This window comes from Bacillus sp. 01N45 (genome assembly GCF_056399205.1).
Window position 1 is genome coordinate 101,171 of record NZ_JBFTQW010000009.1, and the last position, 20,552, is coordinate 121,722.

Here is a 20,552-nt window from a genome sequence, read left to right on the forward strand (position 1 = left end):
AAACGGAACTTCACAAAAATAGAAAAGAACATAATGGACAGTTAAAAATATTTAAACAAACGTTTGATTAAAAAAGCACAAACCCTTTAAAATTATCGGTTTGTGCTTTTTCTTTAAAACATAATTGATATTAGGAGCATTCCGATTCCGATAGAGGTGAATGTTGCGATTAGGCCTGGAATCATAAAGCTATGATTTAAAACATATTTACCAATACCTGTTGTACCAGTGCGATCGAAGTTAATGGCAGCAACGATTGTTCCATAGTTTGGAATGAAGAAATATCCATTTACTGCAGGGAACATTGCGATTAGTAGTGCTGGTGGAATACCGAGTGATAATCCAAGAGGCATTAAAGCACGTACTGTTGCTGCTTGGCTATATAGTAAAATAGATAGAATGAATAATGCGATGGCAAATAGCCATGGTGCACTTGTTACTAGGTGCTGAATTGATCCTTGAATCATATTTAAGTTTCCGTTAAAGAAAGTATCTCCCATCCAAGCGATACCGAAAATAGCAACAACAGCTGTTGCCCCCGCTTTAAAGACGTTACCAGACACGATGCTTTCTACATTTGGTTTGCAGAAAATAATAATAAGAGCTGCGATAGTTAACATAACCATTTCAATTGTGTTTGGCATGGAAAGACGAATTAACTTCCCGTCAACCATCCATCCTGGACGAAGTGCTTCAAATGAACCGAGAAGTACGACAAGGAAAGTTCCTACTAAGAAAAGGATAACGGATAGTTTAGCGCCTTTTAAACCAACAAATTCTTTCTTCTCTTCAATTTTAGGAATCATTCCTTCTTTTAAACGTTTCAAGTATTCAGGGTCTTCATTTAATTCTTTCCCCATTTTGCTAGCAACAAATGCAGCTACCATACAAGCGATGAAGGTAGAAGGAATACTTACTTTTAAAATATCTAATAAGGTGATTTTATAGTCAGCTAGCATTGCTAAAAGTGCAACTGTTGCAGCTGATATAGGGCTAGCTGTAATTGCTTGTTGGGAAGCGATTACGGCAATTGACATTGGTCGTTCCGGTCTAATCCCAGATTCGCGAGAGACTTCTGCGATAACAGGAAGTACAGAATAAGCAACGTGACCAGTTCCTGCGCACAGTGTAAATAAATAAGTAACAATTGGAGCAAAGAATGTAATGCGCTTTGGATTTTTTCGCAATGCTTTCTCAGCTAGATGAACAAGGTAGTCCATTCCTCCAGCAGCTTGCAGTGCACCGGCAGCTGTAATTACTGCTAAAATCATAAGCATTACATCAATAGGAGGAGCTGTAGGTTGTAAGTGGAAGACAAAAACAAGTATTGCCATACCAACGCCACCCATTACTCCTAGACCAACTCCGCCTAGGCGTGCGCCAATAAAAATGCAGAGTAGTAACGTAAGAAATTGTAGCCAAAACATGATAAACTACCTCCGGAATTCATTAGTTAAGATATATTTGAATAATTTAATTTGAACGAAAATTAAAACAAATACCCAAAATAATCCTTGTGTTATATACATTTTTTATTATATAACACAAGAAATGTAACATTCACGAACTTTGTTAAATTATTTCGAAAAAATAATACCTTGAAACTTTACATTTGCATCTCTAAATAGGTAGACATTTTAATTCTTATGTTGTAATCTTTGATAGAGAATAATTTAATTCTCATAGAACTCCCATATCGTTCAACTCGTTCAGCGAGAAAGGCAAACTGATGGAAACATTAGGACGCAAAACTACAGGAGCTAAGGTCGAAAGGCTATGCTAGCCAGTTACCGGACGGATAGGGTTGGTCTTGACCAATGCTCTTTTCATTGGTCTTTTTTTTGTTTATAAACAAATGAGAGTCGTTATCATTTATTAATAAAGTGTATATTTTAATAGCGTTACTTTATAGTAAGTTAATTAAGAAAGGTGATGTTAATGAGAAGATATTGGCATAAGCTATCATTTCTTCAAAAAAATGTATTGTTAACTGTGTTAGTTATTTTGACGCTTGTCGGTACTATGGGAGCGTTAAGTTTTAACATGTTTCAAAATAGCATGATGTCTATATTTGAAAGGCATTCTTTTGAAACAGGAGATACGGTATTACATAAATTAGACGCAGAAATATTGAGAGATGTTGCAAAAGACCCAACGGCAGAAAGAGAAAAGAGAGAGAAGTTAACAGAGAAATTAGATGAATCAACGGAAGAATTGAACAGTGTTGGACAAACCTATATTGTTGGAGCGAAAAAAAATGAAAAAGGTGAGCTACAAATCATTGATTTATCTACAGGTTTAGCAAATGTTGTTGAAGTAAGGCCGGGAGAATATTATAAACAACCAGACCTTTGGATGAAAGCATATGATAAAGTAATGAGCACAAAAAAAGCAAACATGACAGAAGTATATGAAGACGCATTAGGAACATGGGTAACGATATTAGAGCCAATTAAGGATGGAGAAGGTAACATTGTGGCACTTGTTGCAGCTGATGTAGATGCTTCTATTGTTCCTAGTACAAAAGAAAAGTTTATTATACAAGGTTTAATGTTTATTTGTATTTCTGTTTTAATTGCAACTTTTATTCAATTCTTAATTGTGCGTAACGCACTTGCTCCATTGCGGGATTTACGTGAAGGATTGCGCAGAGTCGGTGAAGGTGATTTAAGTATTAAATTAGAGGAAAGACCAGATGATATTGGTATTATTAATGCGTATTTTAATAATACCATTGAGAAGTTTAAAGGAATTATAGATAAAGTGAAGCAGACAGCAGAACAGGTTTCCTCATCTTCGCAAGAATTGTCAGTGAGTACGAAAGAGAATAGCATGGCAGTCCAAGGAATCGTAAGTTCTATAGTTGAGTTAAGGGCTGGCGTTCAATCACAAGAAACTTCAGTACCAAAGTACTTAGGTATTGTATATGAAATGGAAGATAGGATGGAAGAGATAACTAATATTACAAAACAAATGGCGAAAGAGTCTGAAGGTACGACGCATCATTCAGTAAAAGGAAATGGTGTTATTGAACAGACGATTAATCAAATGAACATAATACAAAATGCAGTACAAGATTTATCTTCTATCATTCATTCTTTGGAAACAAGATCAAAAGAAATTAGTGATATTGTAAATGTAATTACAGGTATTTCAAATCAAACGAATTCGCTAGCTTTAAATGCTTCTATTGAAGCTTCACGTGCTGAGGCAACCGGAAAGGGATTTGCCGTTGTTGCTGATGAAGTGCGTAAATTAGCAGAGCAGACGGAAGCATCAGCAAAAGATATAGCGAAATTAATAGGGGAAACACAAGTTGAAACGGAAGAAGCTGTTGTTTCAATACAAAAAGCTTCAAAAGAAGTAGAATCCGGAATTAAACTTTTTCAAAGTAGTGGTGCTTTCTTTGAAAAAATTTCAAAATCAGCACAATCTGTTACAAATCAAGTTAGAGTTGTTTCTAGCAATTCAAGTGATATATTGAAAAATAGCCAAAATATTGTTCGTGTTGTAAATGAACTATCACTTATTGCAAATAAGTATGCAAATAGTAGTAATAATATTGAAGAAAGTATGAAAGAACAGGAAATGTCTGTACAAGATATTGCTGAATTAGCTAGTTCTTTAAGCTGGCTTTCACAGGAGTTACAAGAGTTAATAGGGGAATTCAAAAGTTAAATGAAATGATTATACGTGCTTTTGTTTGTTCAATAAAATAAATCATGCTACAATGAAAACGAATTAAGGACCGGGGAGCCAATTGGCTGAGAGGATGTAAACAAACATCGACCCTCAACCTGATCTGGATAATGCCAGCGTAGGGAGTTACTTAAAGTGATGTAGCATATGTTATTCTATAATAACTTGCATACAAGGCTTTCCTACGCAGTAGGAAAGCCTTTTCTTGTTTTAATATTTCATTTTATAAGGGGGATTTTACTATGTCACAACAAGTTACAATTTCATTTTCAGTAGTACCACAAGCGAAGAACAAAGATGTGTATTCTGTTGTTGATAAAGCAATTGAAGTTGTACAACAATCGGGAGTTCGTTATGAAGTAGGGGCAATGGAAACAACGCTGGAAGGAGAATTAGATGTACTTCTTGATATCATTAAACGTGCGCAACAAGCTTGTGTGGATGCTGGAGCAGAAGAAGTGATTACTTCTATTAAAATCCATTATCGTCCAAGCACTGGTGTAACGATAGATGAAAAGGTTTGGAAGTACCGTGATGAATATGCAAAACCAGAAGCAATCTAAAATAATTACAACAATTTGGCTTATCCTTCTCATAGCGATATGGGAAGGATCTGTTTCATTATTTAAAATTGAACCGTGGATTTTACCGAAGCCTTCTGCCATTGTTCAAGAATTAATTGGAATGAAAGATTTACTATTACCGAATACGATGCAAACGTTACAAGAGGTTCTAATCGGACTGTTTTTTGCGATTTTAATTGGGACAAGTATTGCAATTATTATGGATGTTATCCCTTTATTTCGTATTTTAATAAATCCGTTGCTTGTTATTTCGCAAACGATTCCAATCGTTGTACTTGCACCGTTATTTATTATTTGGTTTGGATATGGAATGCTACCGAAAGTAATGGTAGTAATACTCGTTTGTTTCTTCCCGATTGCGCTCAGCATTTTAGAAGGTTTTCAAACGGTAGATAAAAATATGTTGAAGTTGTTGCAAACGATGAAGGCAACGAAATGGCAAGTTTACCAGAAAGTAAAGTTTCCAGCAGTGCTGCCATACTTTTTCTCAGGTTTAAAAATTGCAGTTACATATAGCGTAATGGGAGCAATTATTGGGGAATGGCTCGGTGCAAGCGAAGGGTTAGGAGTTATGCTTACAAGAGCTACAAAATCCTTTCTAACAGCCCGAGTATTTGGTGTGGCGGCAATTATTGTTATGGTGACATTATGTCTGTATTTTATCGTGGAGTTTATGGCAAGAATAACAGCACCATGGATATATAGAAAGGACGGCAGAAAATGAAAAAAGGTTTAAAAGTTATGTTGGCTGCCTTATTAGCAGTAGGTGTAGCTGGATGTAATCCGGCGAAGAAAGAAGAAAGTGCAAGTAAAGATCAAAAAGTAAAAGTAGTATTAGATTGGTTTCCGAATACGAATCATACTGGCCTATATGTAGCGCAAACGAAAGATTATTATAAAAAGCAAGGATTAGATGTAGAGATTATTCAGCCAGGTGATAATGTGACAGCGGAGCAAATGATAGCTTCCGGAAAAGCTGACTTCGCAATAAGCGCACAAGAAAATGTAACGTTGGCTCGTGTGGAAGGTATTCCTGTTGTATCTGTAGGAGCAATCATCCAACATAATACTTCAGCTTTTGCATCACTTAAAAAAGATAATATGACGTCACCAAAAGATTTTGAAGGTAAACGTTACGGCGGCTGGGGAGGACCAGCAGAAGAAGCGACGTTGAAGACAATCATGGAGAAGCATCAAGCTGATTTTAATAAAGTTGAAAAAATCATCTTAGGACAAACAGATTTCTTTAAATCAATCGGTCGTGATGCAGACTTTGAATGGATATATTACGGATGGGATGGAATTGAAGCGAAGCGCCAAGGAAAAGAGTTAAATACGATTATGGTGAAAGACTTAGACCCAGCGCTTGATTTCTATAGTCCTGTTATTATTACGAGTGAAAAACATACGAAGCAAGATAAAGACTTTGTGAAAAAGTTTATGAGTGCAACGACAGAAGGTTATAATTTTGCAATTAAAGAACCGAAAGAAGCTGCTGATATTTTAATTAAAGCAGTTCCAGATGTGAATAAAGAATTAGTACAAGAAAGTCAAAAATGGTTAAGTACGAAATATCAAGATGATGCAAAAACGTGGGGAGTACAGAAGGAAGAAGTTTGGACGAATTACATGAATTTCTTATATGATAACAAAGTTATTAAGAAGAAAATTGATGTGAAAGATGCCTTTACAAATGAGTTCCTTCCAAGTGAAAAATGAGTGGATTACAAATAAAAGAGATTGTAAAAGCTTTTGATGGAAAGAATGTATTAGCAAATATTAGTGCTTCTATACGAGAGGGAGAGTTCGTTTCCTTTGTAGGACCGAGTGGTTGCGGGAAAAGCACATTATTAAATATGATTGCAAATGTTGAAAAACCAACAAGTGGAAATGTAACGTATAAGGATACGCACGTACAAGAGCAAGATGTTGTAAGTTATATGCCGCAGCAGGATTTATTACTACCTTGGCGATCAGCTTTGCAAAATATAGTTCTTCCATTGGAAATCGAAGGGAAACCGAAAAAACAAAGGCTGACAGAGGGAATGGAAGCATTAAAGCAATTTGAACTAGATGAATATGCAGACCATTATCCAGATGAATTGTCTGGTGGTATGCGTCAAAGAATTAGTTTTTTGCGCACATATTTATGTGAAAAGCCAATTATGCTACTTGATGAGCCTTTTGGAAAATTAGATGCCTTTACAAAAATGGAAGTACATAGCTGGCTTTTAAACTCTTGGCACCAAGAGAAGCAAACAATCGTTATGGTTACACATGACTTAGATGAGGCAATCTTACTTTCGGATCGCGTATTTATTTTATCTCAAAGACCAGCATCAATAGTTGGAGAGGTACAAGTGAAATTACCTAGACCAAGAACGATGGATATGTTAACATCACTTGAGTTAAAGAAGGATAAGGAAGAAATTCTGAGAGTATTAGCTCCTTATATGAAAAAATAGAAAAAGCTCTTACCAGATTTAAATATAATTGCTGGTAAGAGCTTTTTTTTATAGAACATGAAAAGAATGAGAAGGAACAAAAGAAAAAATAGAGAATAGAATATAACAGAGTAGTTTATACTCTTAATATAACAAATGTTAAAGGAGTGAAAGGATAAAATGACTTTATCAACTGTTCTTCAAATGGTTTTAGCTTGATACGGGAGAAGTCTGCCCATTTTTAACGATTAAGCTAAATTGAAGACAGCAGGTAAAGAACCTTAATCCTTTTTTACGATAATATGTAATGGGTAAGGTGTATTCACCTTACCCATTTTTTATATGCACAATTAAATAAGGCTTTTTACTGTTGCTCTCTATTTAGCTTATGAATCATAAGTAGAGGAGAGAAAAAAATGAGTATATTAACAGTAGAAAATTTAAGTCATTCATATGGTGAGAAAACCATTTTATATAATGCGTGTTTTCGACTATTAAAGGGCGAGCATGTTGGGTTAGTTGGGAAAAATGGAATTGGGAAATCAACATTGTTAAGGATTTTAACAGGAGAACTTATACATGATGACGGAAACATTGAATGGTTTCCACATGTGAAGATAGGTTTTTTACAGCAGCATATGGATTTACAAGAGGGGATAACAATTGAAGGATACTTACAAAGTGCATTTTCTAATTTGTATAGGATTGAATGCGAAATGTTAAAAATTGCTGAAGAAATGAATGGAGCAGGAGAAGTAGAAAAACTGTTAGTAAAGTATGGAGAATTACAAACTATATTGGAAAGCTCTAATTTCTATCAAATTCATACAGAAATTGAAGAAGTAGCAATCGGTTTAGGTTTATTTGAAATAGGGTTGAAAAAGGATGTTTCAAAGTTAAGTGGAGGACAGCGAACAAAGTTATTACTTGGGAAGCTCCTTTTAGAAAAAGCTGATGTTTTATTGCTAGATGAGCCAACAAATTATTTAGATACAGCCCATATAGAATGGTTGCAATCGTATTTGAGACTGTATGAAAAAGCTTATGTGATCATTTCACATGACGAAGTATTTTTGAACAGTATTACGAATGTTATTTATCATCTAGAAGAACGGAAAGTGAAGCGGTACGTAGGAAATTATGAAAAATTTGTGCAAAGTTATCAATTGCAAAGGAAACAATTGCAATCGGCGCATGCGAAACAGCAAAAAGAAATTGCTCAGTTAGAAACATTTATTCAAAAAAATAAAATTCGAAAAGCGAAACAGGCCAAAAGTCGAGAGAAAGTATTGGAGAAAATGCAAAGGATTGAAAAGGTTAATCATGTACCTCGATCCCGTTTTGATTTCAATGTTTATGAGGAGCCAGTTAGTCGCATATTACAGGCTGAAAAACTAAGGATAGGATATAGTTCTCCGTTATGTCCAGAATTGAATTTGCAAGTAAAAAAAGGAGAAAAGATAGCGATTGTTGGTCATAATGGGATTGGAAAAACGACAATGTTAAAAACGTTATTAGGTCAAATAAAGCCGCTAAGCGGTTCAATTTCTATTGGAGAACGAGTAAATCCTGCTTATTTTGCGCAGGAAGAGTTTGCTTCAGAAACAACACCATTAGAAAAAGTTTGGGCAGAACGACCAGATATGACAAAGAAAGAAGTACGCCAAGCATTAGCAAAGTGTGGATTGAAAGAAGAACATGTATTAAAACCTATTCGTTTATTAAGCGGCGGGGAACAAACGAAAGTACGTTTATGTGAACTTATCGTAACGAAAAGCAATGTTTTAATTTTAGATGAACCGACTAATCATTTGGATATAGAAACAAAGAAGTCTTTGCAGGAAGCGTTACAACAATATAAAGGAACAGTTTTACTTGTCTCACATGAGCCTTCTTTCTATGAAGCATGGATAACAAAAGTATGGAATATAGAAGAATGGGATGCTGAACGATATGAATAAAGAAAAGGCATTAGCTTGTATAAGCTAATGCCTTTTCTTTGTGATTAACATGATTTTCGAGAACTCTTACATGAGAATTGTATGAAGAAGCACTCTTATGGTGCGCTTATAAGCGTGCTTTTTCTTATGTTATGTTTATATTTAGATGCCTTTCCCTAATAGACGACTATCTTTCTTTGTATATATAGATAGTTTGAAATGGAATGAAAATAATTCCTATATGTAAAGGATAATGTGATTAGTATGGGAAGACAATAGAACTTAAAGGAAATTCATGTAAAATTCAGATGAACTTCACACGAACTTCATATTAGAAACCAAATATAATTATAATAGGTTATTGTAATTATAATTGGTGATTTTTCATAACATTAAAAGTTTGAATTTAGGATAGAGCACTCAAACCTAAATTCAAACTTTAGTGAAATAATTAATGGAGGTTACGCTTAGTTTTCGCTAATGGATGCATTTACAAGTTCGGCGGGAGTGCCTGTTCCTGCCCCTCCGATTGTAACGGATCCACCAGGAGGAATTTCACCATTCCATCCTGCATTCGTAATTACGTAATGATTATTTATTTTACTACTAATTTTAGAATCCCAAACTTGTGTTAAATTGCCGTTATAATCAAATTCTAATTTCCAGTTTTTAATAGGGGTCGTTCCACTATTTTTAATTACAATCGAGAAGTTGTAACCACTTCCCCAATTTGAAGTGACTGAAAAGGTAGCATTACCATTTCCACCAGGGGGTGTTGTATCAGTATCATCTGTTTTTACAATGATAGAAGTAGGCTGTGATTTATTCCCGGCAGCATCTTTTGCAATTATTGAAAATGTGTATTCGGTATTAGATTTTAAGTTTTTGATTGTAATGCTATTTGTTGTTGTACTCCATTTCTCTTCTCCGGCAGTAATTTCATATTCCGTAACTCCTACGTTATCAGTAGATGCAGTCCAGTTTAATTGAACGGAGTTTGAATTTTTATTTGTAACAGCAATATTTTTTACGTTTGTTGGGGGCTCAGTATCTTTTTGAGTAATAGGTCCACCAAGTAATCCTTTTACTAACGTATCAAGCAATTTTGGTCCACTGCAACTATATTTTGGACTTGTACGGCAATCCCCGCTTAGTTCCCAAAACATTGCGCCACTTAGACCCTTTGTCTTTATATAGTCTGTTTTATATTTCATAGATTCGTTGTCATCATAGCTAATAAACGTGCCTGTAGTCGCATTATATAAATAAGGTACTTTCGCTACATCGTTCCAGTGGCGAACAAAACCATTTTTATTAACATAATTAGCTGCTAAATCACCATAATCGTACACACCTGTGTCACCGGTAGAATAATCATCCCAAGTACCTTTAGAAGCGAGCTTTCCGTCACTACCTGGTTTACAAGGTTGGTATTGCCCATTATTTTCTTTTCCGCAACTTTTCCATCCACGTCCGTAAAAAGGTACACCTAATACGAGTTTATCCGCTGGAACCCCTTCATTTGTATAAATGTCTATCGCACCATCTACATAAAATTTTGTATCCGCTGCTGGGTCATTTGAATCTTTGTATAGTGCTGCATTATGGTTAGAAGTAGCTTCCCATCCACCGTGGAAATCATATGTCATAATATTAATCCAATCAAGTATTTGAGAGATCTGCTTTAGCTCTGTATGATCCGCATAACGTTGGCTTGCACCTGATGCGATTGTTAGTAAATATTGTTTCCCATCTTCTGCAGTAGCTTTCGTTAATGCATTTCGAACATCTTGAAGGAGTAGGGTGAAGTTTTGCTTATCTTCAGGACGATAACTACCACCAGGAATCGTTTCAACGCCCGGATATTCCCAATCTAAATCAACGCCGTCAAATCCATATTCACGAAGAAAAGCTACTGTAGATTCAGCGAATACTTTTCTTGTTTTTTCATCAGCTGCCATATCAGAAAAGCGGTTAGACCAAGTCCAGCCACCAACTGAAATAATTGTTTTTAAGTGAGGATACTTAGCTTTTAATCGTTTCAGTTCTCCGAAATTTCCACAACGGGCGTATTTATCACAATCTTCCCAAGTTGTACCTGATCCCGGATAAGATTTTGTGACATCAGCCCATGGTTCACCGAGTACGAGAGTGCCATTAGGAACCTCTTTATTTTGCAGTGGTACACCAGACTCTTTACAGTTCCACGTTTGTTTATTTGGATTATCGGGGTGAGTAGAAGGGTTTCCATGTTTTCCATTCCAGCAAATATCAGCGAAAGCATAGTTTAAATGAGTTAGCTTTGATGCATCAATGTCTGCAACTTGATAATTACGTCCGTAAATGCCCCATGAAGGAAAATACCCAACAATTTTTTGACCTTGCTTTGGTGAATCTGCTAATGCAACATTTGGAGTAATAAAGTTTGTAAGAAAAAGAGGTAAGAAGAGTAGTAGGGATAGTAATAGCAGTGTGAATTTTTTGGAGCTCATAGTCATTTCTCCTTTCAAAATAAAAGATATATTTAAAGGCATGCGCCAATAAACCAAAGTGAATCTAGACGTATGAAACGTCTAGATAAAGTGAAACTTTAATCAGTGGGGGGCTTCATCCCCCACTGATTATCAGCCCTCACCAATCGGACTTTTATGGGCAGTTGATCCCCCACCTAACTTCTTTGCTTTCGCTAAATTTTGAGGTGGGGGTCTTACTGCCCATTAAAGCGGGATAAAAATGATAAGACATCACGAAGTCTATACAAGGGAGCTGGGGGTGATTAAATCGTAGCAAATGTAAGATTTGGTGTAAACGCTTTATTTGATTCGCAAAGATTTTCTCAATATGAAATGGCTCTAATACAGACTACACATGAAAATAAAATATTGATTAGGGAGGAAAAGGCTCCTTGTAATTAAATTTGAGAAAAAATTGTATGAATTCAATTTGTAATAGCGTAGCAAGATGAGAAAATATCATGTAAAATAATAGTAAAAATATGTAAAGGAGCGAATGGTGTGGATGTCTTTTTGAACATTGCTGAAGAAAAAATTCGACAAGCAATACGGAATGGAGACCTTGATCATATTCCGGGAAAAGGAAAACCACTACAATTAGAAGACCTTTCAATGGTACCTCCAGAACTTAGAATGAGTTATAAAATCTTAAAAAATGCGGGTATGATTCCACCAGAAATGGAACTACAAAAAGATATATTAAAAATAGAAGACTTAATTGCGTGCTGTTATGATGAAGCAGAGAGAAAAAAATTACAAGAAGAGTTAACGGCAAAAACGCTGCGTTTTCAGCAGGTAATGGAAAAGAGAAAGATTAAAGAGAGTTCAGCTTTTCGTATGTATCAGGATAAAGTATTTCGTAAATTACGCTAAGAGGGATAAGATGAATAAATTTGAAACGATAGAAGAATTAGCGACACATATTGAAGAACAACAATTAGTACTGCTCTTTATTAAAACGGAAAATTGTGGTGTTTGTGATGTTATGCTAAGAAAAGTAAATGGTCTATTAGAGAATTATGATTACGTAGAGAAAGTGGAAATATTACTACAAGACATGCAAGAGATTGCGGGGCGTTATGCAGTGTTTACAGGGCCAACAGTTTTATTATTTTATAATGGAAAAGAGATCCTTCGTGAATCGCGCTTCATTTCACTTGAAAATTTAGAGAGAACCATTCAATTATTCGAAGATTAAGGGAGGCTTTTATATGGAATTTATTATTGTCATACTATTATTTGTTGTAGTTGGAATAATTGTAACAGCAGTTCGATCAAACAAAAAGAAGGTAAATCTTACGAAACAAAATAACATTCATAATTCATCTAACAACTCATCACCATTATTTTTCTTTGCTGGATCTGATAATGATAGCTCGCATGGAGGTTCACATGATTGTGGAGGATCTTTCGGTGGAGATAGCGGAGGTAGCTGCGATGGTGGCGGAGGTGGCGGTGATTGATGAAAATGCGCCTTATATAGGCGTATTTCTTTTTAAACAAACGTTTGATTAATATTTTTAACGTACTAAGGGGAATAGAAATGAAAAGGGAACCGAAAGTGAAAAATAAGGGGAAAGTAGTGTTATTTTTATTAGCTGCGGGAGGCGTATTTCTTGTTAAATTAGGATTTAAAATTGGAATAATACATATGATTCGAACGTGGTTTGAAAGTACGTTTTCTTAAATAAGGAATATAGCCTCTTGTAATAGAGGTTTTTAATTTGTTATTATTAGACTGAACGGTCGGTTTAAAGAGGTGTAAATATGAGAAGAAGTGCAGAAGAGATAAAGAAAGAAATTGCATATAAAGCAGAAAGTCTGTTTTCACAGAAGGGTTATGCAACTACATCTATGGAAGAGATTTGTGAAATTACAAAGCGAAGTAAAGGAAGCATTTATTATCACTTTAAAAGTAAAGAAGAATTATTTTTATTTGTAGTGAAACAGCATACGTATGATTGGCTTGAAAAATGGAATGAAAAAGAGAAGTTGTATAGTACGAATACTGAAAAACTATATGGTCTCGCGGAATATCATGTCGAGGACATACAGCAACCCATTTCAAATGCAATAGAGGAATTCTCTATGAGCCAAGTTGTAAGTAAAGAGATTTTGGATGAACTATTGGCTTTAACTAGAGAATCATATGTTATGTTTGAGAAACTAATTGAAGCAGGTATACAGTCTGGAGAGTTTCGTGAAGATAGTACGCGCGACCTTATGTATATTGTGAATGGATTATTATCAGGGCTTGGAGTACTTTACTACGAGTTAGATTATAAAGAGCTGCAACGTATTTATAAAAAGGCAATAGATGTATTGTTAAAAGGAATGGCAGCTGAATAATAAATCAGTTGCTTTTCTTACAAAACAAATTAGACCGAACGGTCGGTTTATGAAAGGGGAATGAAAATGAACGCTTTATTTAAAAACCGAGCATTTATGCTCGTTATGGCATCTGATATTTTACAACAATTTGCAATTTGGATCAGAAATATGGCTCTTTTGTATTTCATAATGGAGCGAACGAATAATGATCCAGTTTCAGTTTCGTTGTTATCGGTTATGGAATATGCACCTATTTTTATTTTCTCGTTTATCGGTGGGGCGCTAGCTGATCGCTGGAATCCGAAAAGAACGATGGTTGCTGGAGATGTATTAAGTGTACTGTCTATTGTAGGAATTGTCTTGTTGTTAAAGCTGGATTATTGGCAGGCCATATTTTTTGCAACACTCATTTCCGCGATTGTAGGCCAATTTTCTCAGCCATCATCTTCGCGTATATTTAAGCGCTACGTAAAAGAAGAGCAGGTAGCAAATGCGATTGCATTTAACCAAACATTACAGTCATTATTTATGATTTTTGGACCAGTGATAGGATCACTTGTGTATACACAACTTGGTTTATTTACGTCACTATATAGCTTAATCATTTTATTTTTGTTATCTGCTATTGCTCTTTCGTTTTTACCAAAATGGGTGGAACAAGAGCAAGTGGCGAGAGATTCATTAAAAAATGATATAAAAGAAGGATGGAAATACGTTCTTCATACGAAAAATTTACGTATGATTACGATCACTTTCACCGTTATGGGCTTAGCTGTTGGATTAACGAATCCATTAGAAGTGTTTCTTGTAATAGAGCGTCTTGGAATGGAAAAGGAAGCAGTTCAATATTTAGCCGCAGCTGATGGGATAGGTATGTTAATCGGTGGTATTGTTGCTGCAGTTTTTGCTTCAAAAGTGAACCCGAAAAAGATGTTTGTATTCGGTATGAGCATATTAGCAATGTCATTTTTAGTAGAAGGGCTATCTACATCATTTTGGATTACTAGTTTCATGAGGTTTGGAACAGGTATTTGTTTAGCTTGTGTTAATATCGTTGTCGGTACGCTTATGATTCAACTTGTACCAGAAAATATGATTGGAAGAGTAAATGGAACAATTTTACCACTGTTTATGGGGGCAATGTTAATCGGAACTTCACTAGCTGGAGGATTGAAGGAGATGACCTCACTAGTTACTGTATTTTGTATAGCAATGGCACTTATTTTATTTGCGATAGGGCCAGTTCTACGCATGCAAATAAATAAAGAAGATGTCGCTAATAAAGAGGAACTAACAAATTCGTTAGCTTCGAAATAATCATTGTAAGGGAGCAGGATTGCTCCCTTTTCTTGTGGCAATCTTTTGACAATGACATGCCCCAACTATATACTGATGATGTAAAAACGAGTTTACAGGTTAGGAGAAATGGTGTGAAAAATCAAATCTATGAATTACGCACTGAAAACAATATTTCACAAGGTGCATTGGCTGATAAGTGTAAAGTTTCTAGACAGACGATAAATGCAATTGAGAATAATAAATATGATCCAAGCTTAGCGTTAGCATTCCGTTTAGCTGAAGTATTAGGAACAACTGTTGATAAACTATTTTTGTACAAGTTGTAGGGGGAGTAGTTGTTGGGGAAAGAGAAAATAAGCCTTGTAGTTACGGCATTAGTAGCTATAAGTACGTTAGTGTTTGCACTCTATTATTGGTTAACTGAACTTCAAGTAAACTGGTATGCACTATTTATTTGTAGCATCGCATTACATTATATGTTTAAAAGTTTGGCATCGCATAATGTGGAAGGGACAACGGAGGAGAAAGAAGATGTAGAAAAACATGTATTAAAAATAAGTGCAAATGTTACGTATTATGTACTTGTTGTATTAATTTTTGGTTTGTTTTTCGCATCGGTAGGTTTTAATAAATGGATTGATTTTCATAACATACCGCTTTTGTTTGCGTTATGCGCTGCGATAGTTGTAAAGCCGGCTGTAGAATTTTTAATTGTAAGACGTTATCGCTAAAAATAAAGAAAAGATCCTCTTCTCATGAGAAGAGGATCTTTTTCTTATAGCGTTTTAGTTTTTGGACTAGGTGGTGTAACGGACGTATCATTTTCGGGAACTCTAGTTAGTAAGAATCCACCGATAACGAACAGTACAATAATACTAAGGACACCAGCGTTGGTTTTTCCTGTTAATTGCGTTGTAACACCGACTAATACTGGACCCATAATTGCCGCGAATTTACCAAAGATATTATAAAATCCGAAGAATTCATTTGCAGATTCTTTTGGTACTAGTTTTGCAAAATAGGACCGACTAAGTGCTTGAATACCACCTTGAGAAGTGGCAACTAACATTGCTAAAATCCAGAAATCGAGTGTCGTTTTTAAGAAATAAGCATATATGCAGATAATGATATAAATAATAATACCGACGTATAGCATTTTTTTACCTGTAAATGTTTCTGATAACTTTCCGTATAATAAGGCGAATGGACAAGCTACAATTTGTGTGACAAATAAGATGATTAATAGATTCGTTGCACTAATACCGAGATCTGTTCCGTAAGCGGTAGACATAGTAATAATTGTATCGACCCCGTCAATGTAGAAGAAGTAAGCGATTAGGAACATAAATACGGTTTTATATTCTTTAATATTTTTAAAAGTATCAGCAAGGCGTTTGAAGCTCATTGCAATTGGTCTTGGATGACGTTCAATATAATGTGTTTGCTCTACATTTTTTAGCATTGGAATTGTAAATAATCCCCACCAAAGAGCTGTTATTGCGAACGAAATTTGACTAGCAATGCCGACTGATAAAGGGATAGTTCCTTTTTGAGCAAGAATAATAAGAGCGATACAACCGATAAAAGGAATTGTGCTTCCAATATAACCTAATGCAAAGCCTCTTGTAGAAATTCGGTCCATTCTATCTTTAGAGGTAACATCTACTAAAAATGCATCATAAAAAATGTTTGCTCCCGCAAAACCGACTAATGCGAGCATATAGCAGCCTAGTAATAAGTACCACTGAGATGTTGGGACGACTGCTAGCATACTTGTAAATACGATACCGAGTCCAAAGAAGAATGTGAAAAATCGTTTTTTAAATCCTTTATAATCAGCAACTGTGCCGAGAATAGGGGCAAGTATAGAAATTAAAAGTGTAGCGAAAGAGTTTGCATATCCCCAATATGCCGTTGAAGTTGCACCAGATAGTCCGGCTTCTTTTGCAGCTGCTTTAAAGTAAATTGGGAATAATGCAGTTGTAATGACGAGCGAATATACCGAGTTCGCCCAATCGTATAATATCCAGCTTTTTTCTTGTCTGGACATTTTTTTCATATAATGTTCCCCCTTAAATTGTTCTACTAACAGTGTACAAAAATAAAAATTATAAAAAGAGAAACAGTTATGATTTTTACATAACTTTTACATATATACACAGTTCTTTACAATTGAAGTAAATCCTCTACAATTGATCCGTCTGTTTCACCTAAGTGTAAACCGAGTAGTCTAGCGATAGTTGGACCTTCATCAATAAGTCTCATGTACGGAATGGTAACGCCGCTTTTTATCCCTTTCCCAGCAGCGATAAAAATTGTTTCATAGTTAGGTTTTGTTGGAGAGTACCCATGCGTACCAAATGTATATTTTTTACTGGGCGTAACATCTTTTTCAGTAATTTCTTTTATAAAATCGCCTGTATAGTTTTCAGTGAAATAATATCCTTCTTGTGCTTCCAACATAAATAAACAATTACCATCTGCACCGCAGTCTTTTGCAGCTTCATCATGAAGCATAAATTCAATACCGTTTTGTTTATTTTGAAGTAACTCTTCAAGTAGTAGTTGTACTTTTCGAATTGTATCCGTATCATTTTTGTCTTTCACATATACATAGGCAGAGCCGTCGCAACTTTGGCAATAGACCTTCCAGTCTACTAATTTTCCTTTTGAATTTATAAATATAAGCCCATTTTGATGAAATAGTACATTTAATTGAATGGCTTTGTTTTCACTTAAAGCGCTATGATCACCGAGAGCGATAATTGTACTTTCTTCGTATAGGTCACTGTCTTTTAAAGCTTGAATAATTTTTCCTAGCCGTTCATCATGTCTTTGGATAGCAGCTATTGTTTCGTTAGATTCAAAGCCGTGATAGTGTCTTTGAGTGTCTAAATCGGTGAAATGTATAAACATGACATTAGGCCTCTTCGTCTGGATTGTATGCACAGCAGATGCAAGTACGAAATCATCGAGTTCAGGCTGTGATAAGCCATTTCTTATATGACCAAAACGCTGATTCAAATCTAATTGATATAGTGGGCTACCGCTAAATAATGAAACTAAGATTTGATTTTGCCACGGTCTATTTGGAAAAATTTCAGGTAAATTGTAATCAATATTTGCTCTGCCGGTAACAGGCCATAGAAGGGCAGCTGTCGTTAAATTTGCTTTATGTGCTTCATCGTATAACGTTGTTCCTTTAATGGATTTTCGGTACCAATGCCAATCTGGTGACTCGCGTCCAGGTTGAAGTAACGTATTGCTAACTACGCCATGTTTATTAGGGTAGTTTCCAGTAACGATTGTTGAGTGACTTGGATATGTTACAGAAGGATAAATAGGTTCCACTTTTCTCGCCATCGCGCCCTTGTTTATTAATGTTTGAAAATTAGGGAGTTTTTGTAATATAGGAAAATCTAAAGCTGATAAGCAATCGAAAGATAAAATAATGACGTGATTTGTTAATGCTTTATCCATAAAGTTCCCTCCTGATTATATAAAACCTATTCTTATATATTACTATTAATACCTAGTAATAAAAATATATTTCTAGGTAAAAATTTATTATTTATTTTCAGAAAAATTAAACATATAATTAAGTATAAGGGAATGAATGGAAGGAGGGAATACTATGGATTGGCTAGATGGATTTAGTATCTTTTACATCATTGGCGGAATTACGATTATCCTTGTATTTACTATTTCGTATTTACTAAAGAAACGGTTTCCAAACAAACAGTTCGATATTATATTTGCACTTAGTTTAATACTTCTTTGCTTAGCATCCTTTCCCGTTACAATGATGGTGATTGGTGGATGGGAAGGAATGGGATATGGATTTATTGGTTTCTTCGTTCTACTTGGTACACTTATCGGTATGATTGCACATCAACTGGTAAAAATCTCGCGAAAAAGCTACGTATAAAACTGCAGAAAATGAAAAGAATATATAAAAATGAGAAAATTAGCTATTGTTTAAAAAAAGAATTTGTATTATGATAATCAACAAATTTATTTCGTTATAACGATGAAAAAGGACTAGTACATGTTCAACCTTTTTAGCAGAGAGAGAATCCGCTAGGCTGAAAGATTCTTAAAAAGGCGATATGGAACCTACCTTTGCGTTCTGCATATGCAGCGGGAATTTCCCGTTATCAAAAAGAGAGCATGCACAATTTTTGTGCATGAATCAGGGTGGTAACGCCGGCAAAGCTCGGTCCCTATTTAGGGACACGGGCTTTTTTGTATTTTCAAAAGGAGGAAGATTGACTATGGCAAAAGAACAAGTACAAGCGATTACGAAGATGGAAGAGGATTTTGCACAGTGGTACACAGATATTGTAAAAAAAGCAGAACTTGTTGATTATTCAAGTGTAAAAGGATGTATGATTCTACGTCCGTACGGTTATGCCTTATGGGAAAATATGCAGAAAGTTATGGATGAAAAGTTAAAAGCAACTGGTCATGAAAATGTATATATGCCAATGTTTATCCCAGAGAGCTTATTGCAAAAAGAGAAGGATCATGTAGAAGGATTTGCTCCTGAAGTAGCATGGGTGACACATGGCGGGGATGAAAAATTAGCGGAGAGACTTTGTGTACGCCCTACATCTGAAACTTTATTCTGCGAGCATTTTTCAAAAATTGTGCAATCCTATAATGATTTGCCAAAGCTATATAATCAGTGGTGTTCAGTAGTTCGTTGGGAGAAAACAACGAGACCATTCCTTCGTACAACGGAATTCTTATGGCAAGAGGGCCATACAATTCATGAAACAGCAGAAGAATCGCAAGCTGAAACGTTACATATTTTAAATCTATATGCTTCTTTCTGTGAAGATTATTTAGCGATACCAGTAATTAAAGGGCAAAAAACAGAAAAAGAAAAGTTTGCAGGAGCAAAGGCAACTTATACGATCGAAAGTTTAATGCATGATGGGAAAGCACTTCAAACAGGAACATCCCATAACTTTGGAACGAATTTCTCTGAAGCATTTGATATTAAATTTTTAGATCGCAACGGTAAGTGGCAATATGTACACCAAACATCTTGGGGTGTATCAACAAGAATGATAGGTGGACTTATTATGGTTCATAGCGATAATAATGGTCTTGTAATGCCTCCTAAAGTTGCACCAGTGCAAGTTGTTATTGTACCAATTGCGCAGCATAAGGAAGGAGTTTTAGCGAAAGCAACAGAGTTACAAGAACATATTCAAAAGGTTGCACGAGTAAAAATAGATGCTAGTAATAAAACACCAGGCTGGAAATTTAATGAGTATGAAATGAAGGGTATTCCAATTCGATTAGAAGTTGGTCCTAAAGATATTGAAAAGAATCAAGTTGTACTTGTAAGAAGAGATACGAAAGAAAAAGAATTTATATCAATAGATCAATTAGAAGAGCGTATTCCAGCACTACTTGAGGAAATTCATAATTCTTTATTTAATAAGGCAAAAGTATTCCGCGATGAGAATACATATAGTGTGACGAATTTCGAAGAGATGAAAAAAGTAGCTGATGAAAAGCAAGGATTTATTAAGGCAATGTGGTGCGGAGAATTAGCTTGTGAAGAGAAACTAAAAGAAGAAGTTGGAGTATCTTCTCGCTGTATGCCTTTTGAGCAAGAGCATTTAGCTGACGAATGTATTTGTTGTGGTAAAGAAGCTAAACAAATGGTGTATTGGGGAAAAGCGTATTAATGCTTTTTTGATAGATGATAAAAAGGACTTTGGGCTG

Annotated in this window: 20 protein-coding genes, 2 riboswitches and 1 other annotated feature; of the genes, 16 read left to right on the forward strand and 4 right to left on the reverse strand. The window is 35.3% G+C overall.

What is annotated here, in order from left to right:
- Positions 1-113: 113 nt before the first annotated feature.
- Positions 114-1,427 (reverse strand): anaerobic C4-dicarboxylate transporter family protein, encoded by a 1,314-nt coding sequence (locus AC1DMU_RS20630; RefSeq protein WP_000498712.1) that lies wholly within the window; start codon positions 1,425-1,427, stop codon positions 114-116.
- A gap of 283 nt (positions 1,428-1,710) precedes the next feature.
- A riboswitch (cyclic di-GMP riboswitch) is annotated at positions 1,711-1,795 on the forward strand.
- 143 nt (positions 1,796-1,938) lie between these two features.
- Between AC1DMU_RS20630 and AC1DMU_RS20635 the strand changes: the two genes are divergently transcribed.
- The 6 genes from AC1DMU_RS20635 to AC1DMU_RS20660 all read left to right on the forward strand — a co-directional run bounded on the left by AC1DMU_RS20635 (position 1,939) and on the right by AC1DMU_RS20660 (position 8,688).
- Positions 1,939-3,678: a methyl-accepting chemotaxis protein gene (locus AC1DMU_RS20635; RefSeq protein WP_088061608.1), complete on the forward strand. Its 1,740-nt coding sequence runs from the start codon at positions 1,939-1,941 to the stop codon at positions 3,676-3,678.
- 61 nt (positions 3,679-3,739) lie between these two features.
- A riboswitch (TPP riboswitch) is annotated at positions 3,740-3,841 on the forward strand.
- A 100-nt stretch (positions 3,842-3,941) separates the two neighbouring features.
- Positions 3,942-4,262 carry an MTH1187 family thiamine-binding protein gene (locus tag AC1DMU_RS20640; protein WP_000082897.1) on the forward strand — a complete coding sequence of 107 codons (321 nt, stop codon included), beginning with the start codon at positions 3,942-3,944 and terminating at the stop codon, positions 4,260-4,262.
- On the forward strand, positions 4,234-5,007 hold the full coding sequence (locus AC1DMU_RS20645; RefSeq protein WP_001057159.1) for an ABC transporter permease: 774 nt from the start codon (positions 4,234-4,236) through the stop codon (positions 5,005-5,007). The genes AC1DMU_RS20640 and AC1DMU_RS20645 overlap by 29 nt, the downstream gene beginning before the upstream one ends.
- The gene (locus AC1DMU_RS20650; protein WP_088061610.1) at positions 5,004-6,002 is read left to right on the forward strand and encodes an ABC transporter substrate-binding protein; all 999 of its coding nucleotides are present in this window, start codon (positions 5,004-5,006) and stop codon (positions 6,000-6,002) included. The genes AC1DMU_RS20645 and AC1DMU_RS20650 overlap by 4 nt, the downstream gene beginning before the upstream one ends.
- Entirely contained in the window at positions 5,999-6,748 is a 750-nt protein-coding gene (locus AC1DMU_RS20655; RefSeq protein ID WP_060486908.1) for an ABC transporter ATP-binding protein, read from the forward strand. Before AC1DMU_RS20650 ends, AC1DMU_RS20655 begins: the two co-directional genes overlap by 4 nt.
- Positions 6,749-7,143: 395 nt before the next feature.
- A complete protein-coding gene (locus AC1DMU_RS20660; protein WP_060486909.1) occupies positions 7,144-8,688 on the forward strand; it encodes an ABC-F family ATP-binding cassette domain-containing protein in 1,545 nt (514 codons plus the stop codon).
- A gap of 446 nt (positions 8,689-9,134) precedes the next feature.
- Here the strand turns inward: AC1DMU_RS20660 and AC1DMU_RS20665 are convergent, their stop codons facing one another.
- Positions 9,135-11,159 (reverse strand): glycosyl hydrolase family 18 protein, encoded by a 2,025-nt coding sequence (locus tag AC1DMU_RS20665; protein WP_088061612.1) that lies wholly within the window; start codon positions 11,157-11,159, stop codon positions 9,135-9,137.
- Between the two features lie 522 nt (positions 11,160-11,681).
- Between AC1DMU_RS20665 and AC1DMU_RS20670 the strand changes: the two genes are divergently transcribed.
- The 8 genes from AC1DMU_RS20670 to AC1DMU_RS20705 all read left to right on the forward strand — a co-directional run bounded on the left by AC1DMU_RS20670 (position 11,682) and on the right by AC1DMU_RS20705 (position 15,541).
- Positions 11,682-12,053 carry a DnaJ family domain-containing protein gene (locus AC1DMU_RS20670; RefSeq protein ID WP_048541924.1) on the forward strand — a complete coding sequence of 124 codons (372 nt, stop codon included), beginning with the start codon at positions 11,682-11,684 and terminating at the stop codon, positions 12,051-12,053.
- A 10-nt stretch (positions 12,054-12,063) separates the two neighbouring features.
- Positions 12,064-12,378 (forward strand): thioredoxin family protein, encoded by a 315-nt coding sequence (locus AC1DMU_RS20675; protein ID WP_088061614.1) that lies wholly within the window; start codon positions 12,064-12,066, stop codon positions 12,376-12,378.
- Positions 12,379-12,391: 13 nt separating this feature from the next.
- The gene (locus tag AC1DMU_RS20680; RefSeq protein WP_088609248.1) at positions 12,392-12,643 is read left to right on the forward strand and encodes a hypothetical protein; all 252 of its coding nucleotides are present in this window, start codon (positions 12,392-12,394) and stop codon (positions 12,641-12,643) included.
- Between the two features lie 80 nt (positions 12,644-12,723).
- Complete coding sequence (locus AC1DMU_RS20685; RefSeq protein ID WP_000817984.1) at positions 12,724-12,867, forward strand: hypothetical protein; 144 nt, start codon at positions 12,724-12,726, stop codon at positions 12,865-12,867.
- 80 nt (positions 12,868-12,947) lie between these two features.
- The gene (locus AC1DMU_RS20690) at positions 12,948-13,529 is read left to right on the forward strand and encodes a TetR/AcrR family transcriptional regulator (RefSeq protein WP_476941558.1); all 582 of its coding nucleotides are present in this window, start codon (positions 12,948-12,950) and stop codon (positions 13,527-13,529) included.
- A 66-nt stretch (positions 13,530-13,595) separates the two neighbouring features.
- A complete protein-coding gene (locus tag AC1DMU_RS20695; protein WP_088061618.1) occupies positions 13,596-14,828 on the forward strand; it encodes an MFS transporter in 1,233 nt (410 codons plus the stop codon).
- A 56-nt stretch (positions 14,829-14,884) separates the two neighbouring features.
- Complete coding sequence (locus AC1DMU_RS20700) at positions 14,885-15,136, forward strand: helix-turn-helix transcriptional regulator (RefSeq protein WP_074651450.1); 252 nt, start codon at positions 14,885-14,887, stop codon at positions 15,134-15,136.
- A gap of 12 nt (positions 15,137-15,148) precedes the next feature.
- The gene (locus AC1DMU_RS20705) at positions 15,149-15,541 is read left to right on the forward strand and encodes a hypothetical protein (protein ID WP_000514014.1); all 393 of its coding nucleotides are present in this window, start codon (positions 15,149-15,151) and stop codon (positions 15,539-15,541) included.
- 44 nt (positions 15,542-15,585) lie between these two features.
- On the opposite strand, the gene AC1DMU_RS20710 is transcribed toward AC1DMU_RS20705, so the two are convergent.
- Together AC1DMU_RS20710 and AC1DMU_RS20715 are read right to left on the reverse strand one after the other, a co-directional pair.
- Positions 15,586-16,869 (reverse strand): MFS transporter, encoded by a 1,284-nt coding sequence (locus tag AC1DMU_RS20710; protein ID WP_000738835.1) that lies wholly within the window; start codon positions 16,867-16,869, stop codon positions 15,586-15,588.
- Between the two features lie 107 nt (positions 16,870-16,976).
- Positions 16,977-18,290: an alkaline phosphatase family protein gene (locus AC1DMU_RS20715; protein WP_088061620.1), complete on the reverse strand. Its 1,314-nt coding sequence runs from the start codon at positions 18,288-18,290 to the stop codon at positions 16,977-16,979.
- 154 nt (positions 18,291-18,444) lie between these two features.
- Here AC1DMU_RS20715 and AC1DMU_RS20720 point away from each other — a divergent pair, with 154 nt between their 5' ends.
- Entirely contained in the window at positions 18,445-18,738 is a 294-nt protein-coding gene (locus tag AC1DMU_RS20720) for a YesK-like family protein (RefSeq protein ID WP_060486918.1), read from the forward strand.
- A 93-nt stretch (positions 18,739-18,831) separates the two neighbouring features.
- Positions 18,832-19,038 (forward strand) — a binding site (T-box leader).
- A gap of 46 nt (positions 19,039-19,084) precedes the next feature.
- Complete coding sequence (proS, locus tag AC1DMU_RS20725; protein WP_088061622.1) at positions 19,085-20,515, forward strand: proline--tRNA ligase; 1,431 nt, start codon at positions 19,085-19,087, stop codon at positions 20,513-20,515.
- Positions 20,516-20,552: the final 37 nt, after the last annotated feature.

Bases quoted from the DNA above. Each gene is read 5' to 3' on its own strand.
- AC1DMU_RS20685 (WP_000817984.1), top strand. From the start codon at position 12,724: ATGAAAAGGGAACCGAAAGTGAAAAATAAGGGGAAAGTAGTGTTATTT.
- AC1DMU_RS20720 (WP_060486918.1), top strand. From the start codon at position 18,445: ATGGATTGGCTAGATGGATTTAGTATCTTTTACATCATTGGCGGAATT.
- AC1DMU_RS20630 (WP_000498712.1), bottom strand. From the start codon at position 1,427: ATGTTTTGGCTACAATTTCTTACGTTACTACTCTGCATTTTTATTGGC.
- AC1DMU_RS20700 (WP_074651450.1), top strand. From the start codon at position 14,885: ATGCCCCAACTATATACTGATGATGTAAAAACGAGTTTACAGGTTAGG.
- AC1DMU_RS20635 (WP_088061608.1), top strand. From the start codon at position 1,939: ATGAGAAGATATTGGCATAAGCTATCATTTCTTCAAAAAAATGTATTG.
- AC1DMU_RS20675 (WP_088061614.1), top strand. From the start codon at position 12,064: ATGAATAAATTTGAAACGATAGAAGAATTAGCGACACATATTGAAGAA.
- AC1DMU_RS20655 (WP_060486908.1), top strand. From the start codon at position 5,999: ATGAGTGGATTACAAATAAAAGAGATTGTAAAAGCTTTTGATGGAAAG.
- proS (WP_088061622.1), top strand. From the start codon at position 19,085: ATGGCAAAAGAACAAGTACAAGCGATTACGAAGATGGAAGAGGATTTT.
- AC1DMU_RS20710 (WP_000738835.1), bottom strand. From the start codon at position 16,869: ATGAAAAAAATGTCCAGACAAGAAAAAAGCTGGATATTATACGATTGG.
- AC1DMU_RS20650 (WP_088061610.1), top strand. From the start codon at position 5,004: ATGAAAAAAGGTTTAAAAGTTATGTTGGCTGCCTTATTAGCAGTAGGT.
- AC1DMU_RS20690 (WP_476941558.1), top strand. From the start codon at position 12,948: ATGAGAAGAAGTGCAGAAGAGATAAAGAAAGAAATTGCATATAAAGCA.
- AC1DMU_RS20680 (WP_088609248.1), top strand. From the start codon at position 12,392: ATGGAATTTATTATTGTCATACTATTATTTGTTGTAGTTGGAATAATT.
- AC1DMU_RS20640 (WP_000082897.1), top strand. From the start codon at position 3,942: ATGTCACAACAAGTTACAATTTCATTTTCAGTAGTACCACAAGCGAAG.
- AC1DMU_RS20695 (WP_088061618.1), top strand. From the start codon at position 13,596: ATGAACGCTTTATTTAAAAACCGAGCATTTATGCTCGTTATGGCATCT.
- AC1DMU_RS20715 (WP_088061620.1), bottom strand. From the start codon at position 18,290: ATGGATAAAGCATTAACAAATCACGTCATTATTTTATCTTTCGATTGC.
- AC1DMU_RS20645 (WP_001057159.1), top strand. From the start codon at position 4,234: ATGAATATGCAAAACCAGAAGCAATCTAAAATAATTACAACAATTTGG.
- AC1DMU_RS20660 (WP_060486909.1), top strand. From the start codon at position 7,144: ATGAGTATATTAACAGTAGAAAATTTAAGTCATTCATATGGTGAGAAA.
- AC1DMU_RS20665 (WP_088061612.1), bottom strand. From the start codon at position 11,159: ATGAGCTCCAAAAAATTCACACTGCTATTACTATCCCTACTACTCTTC.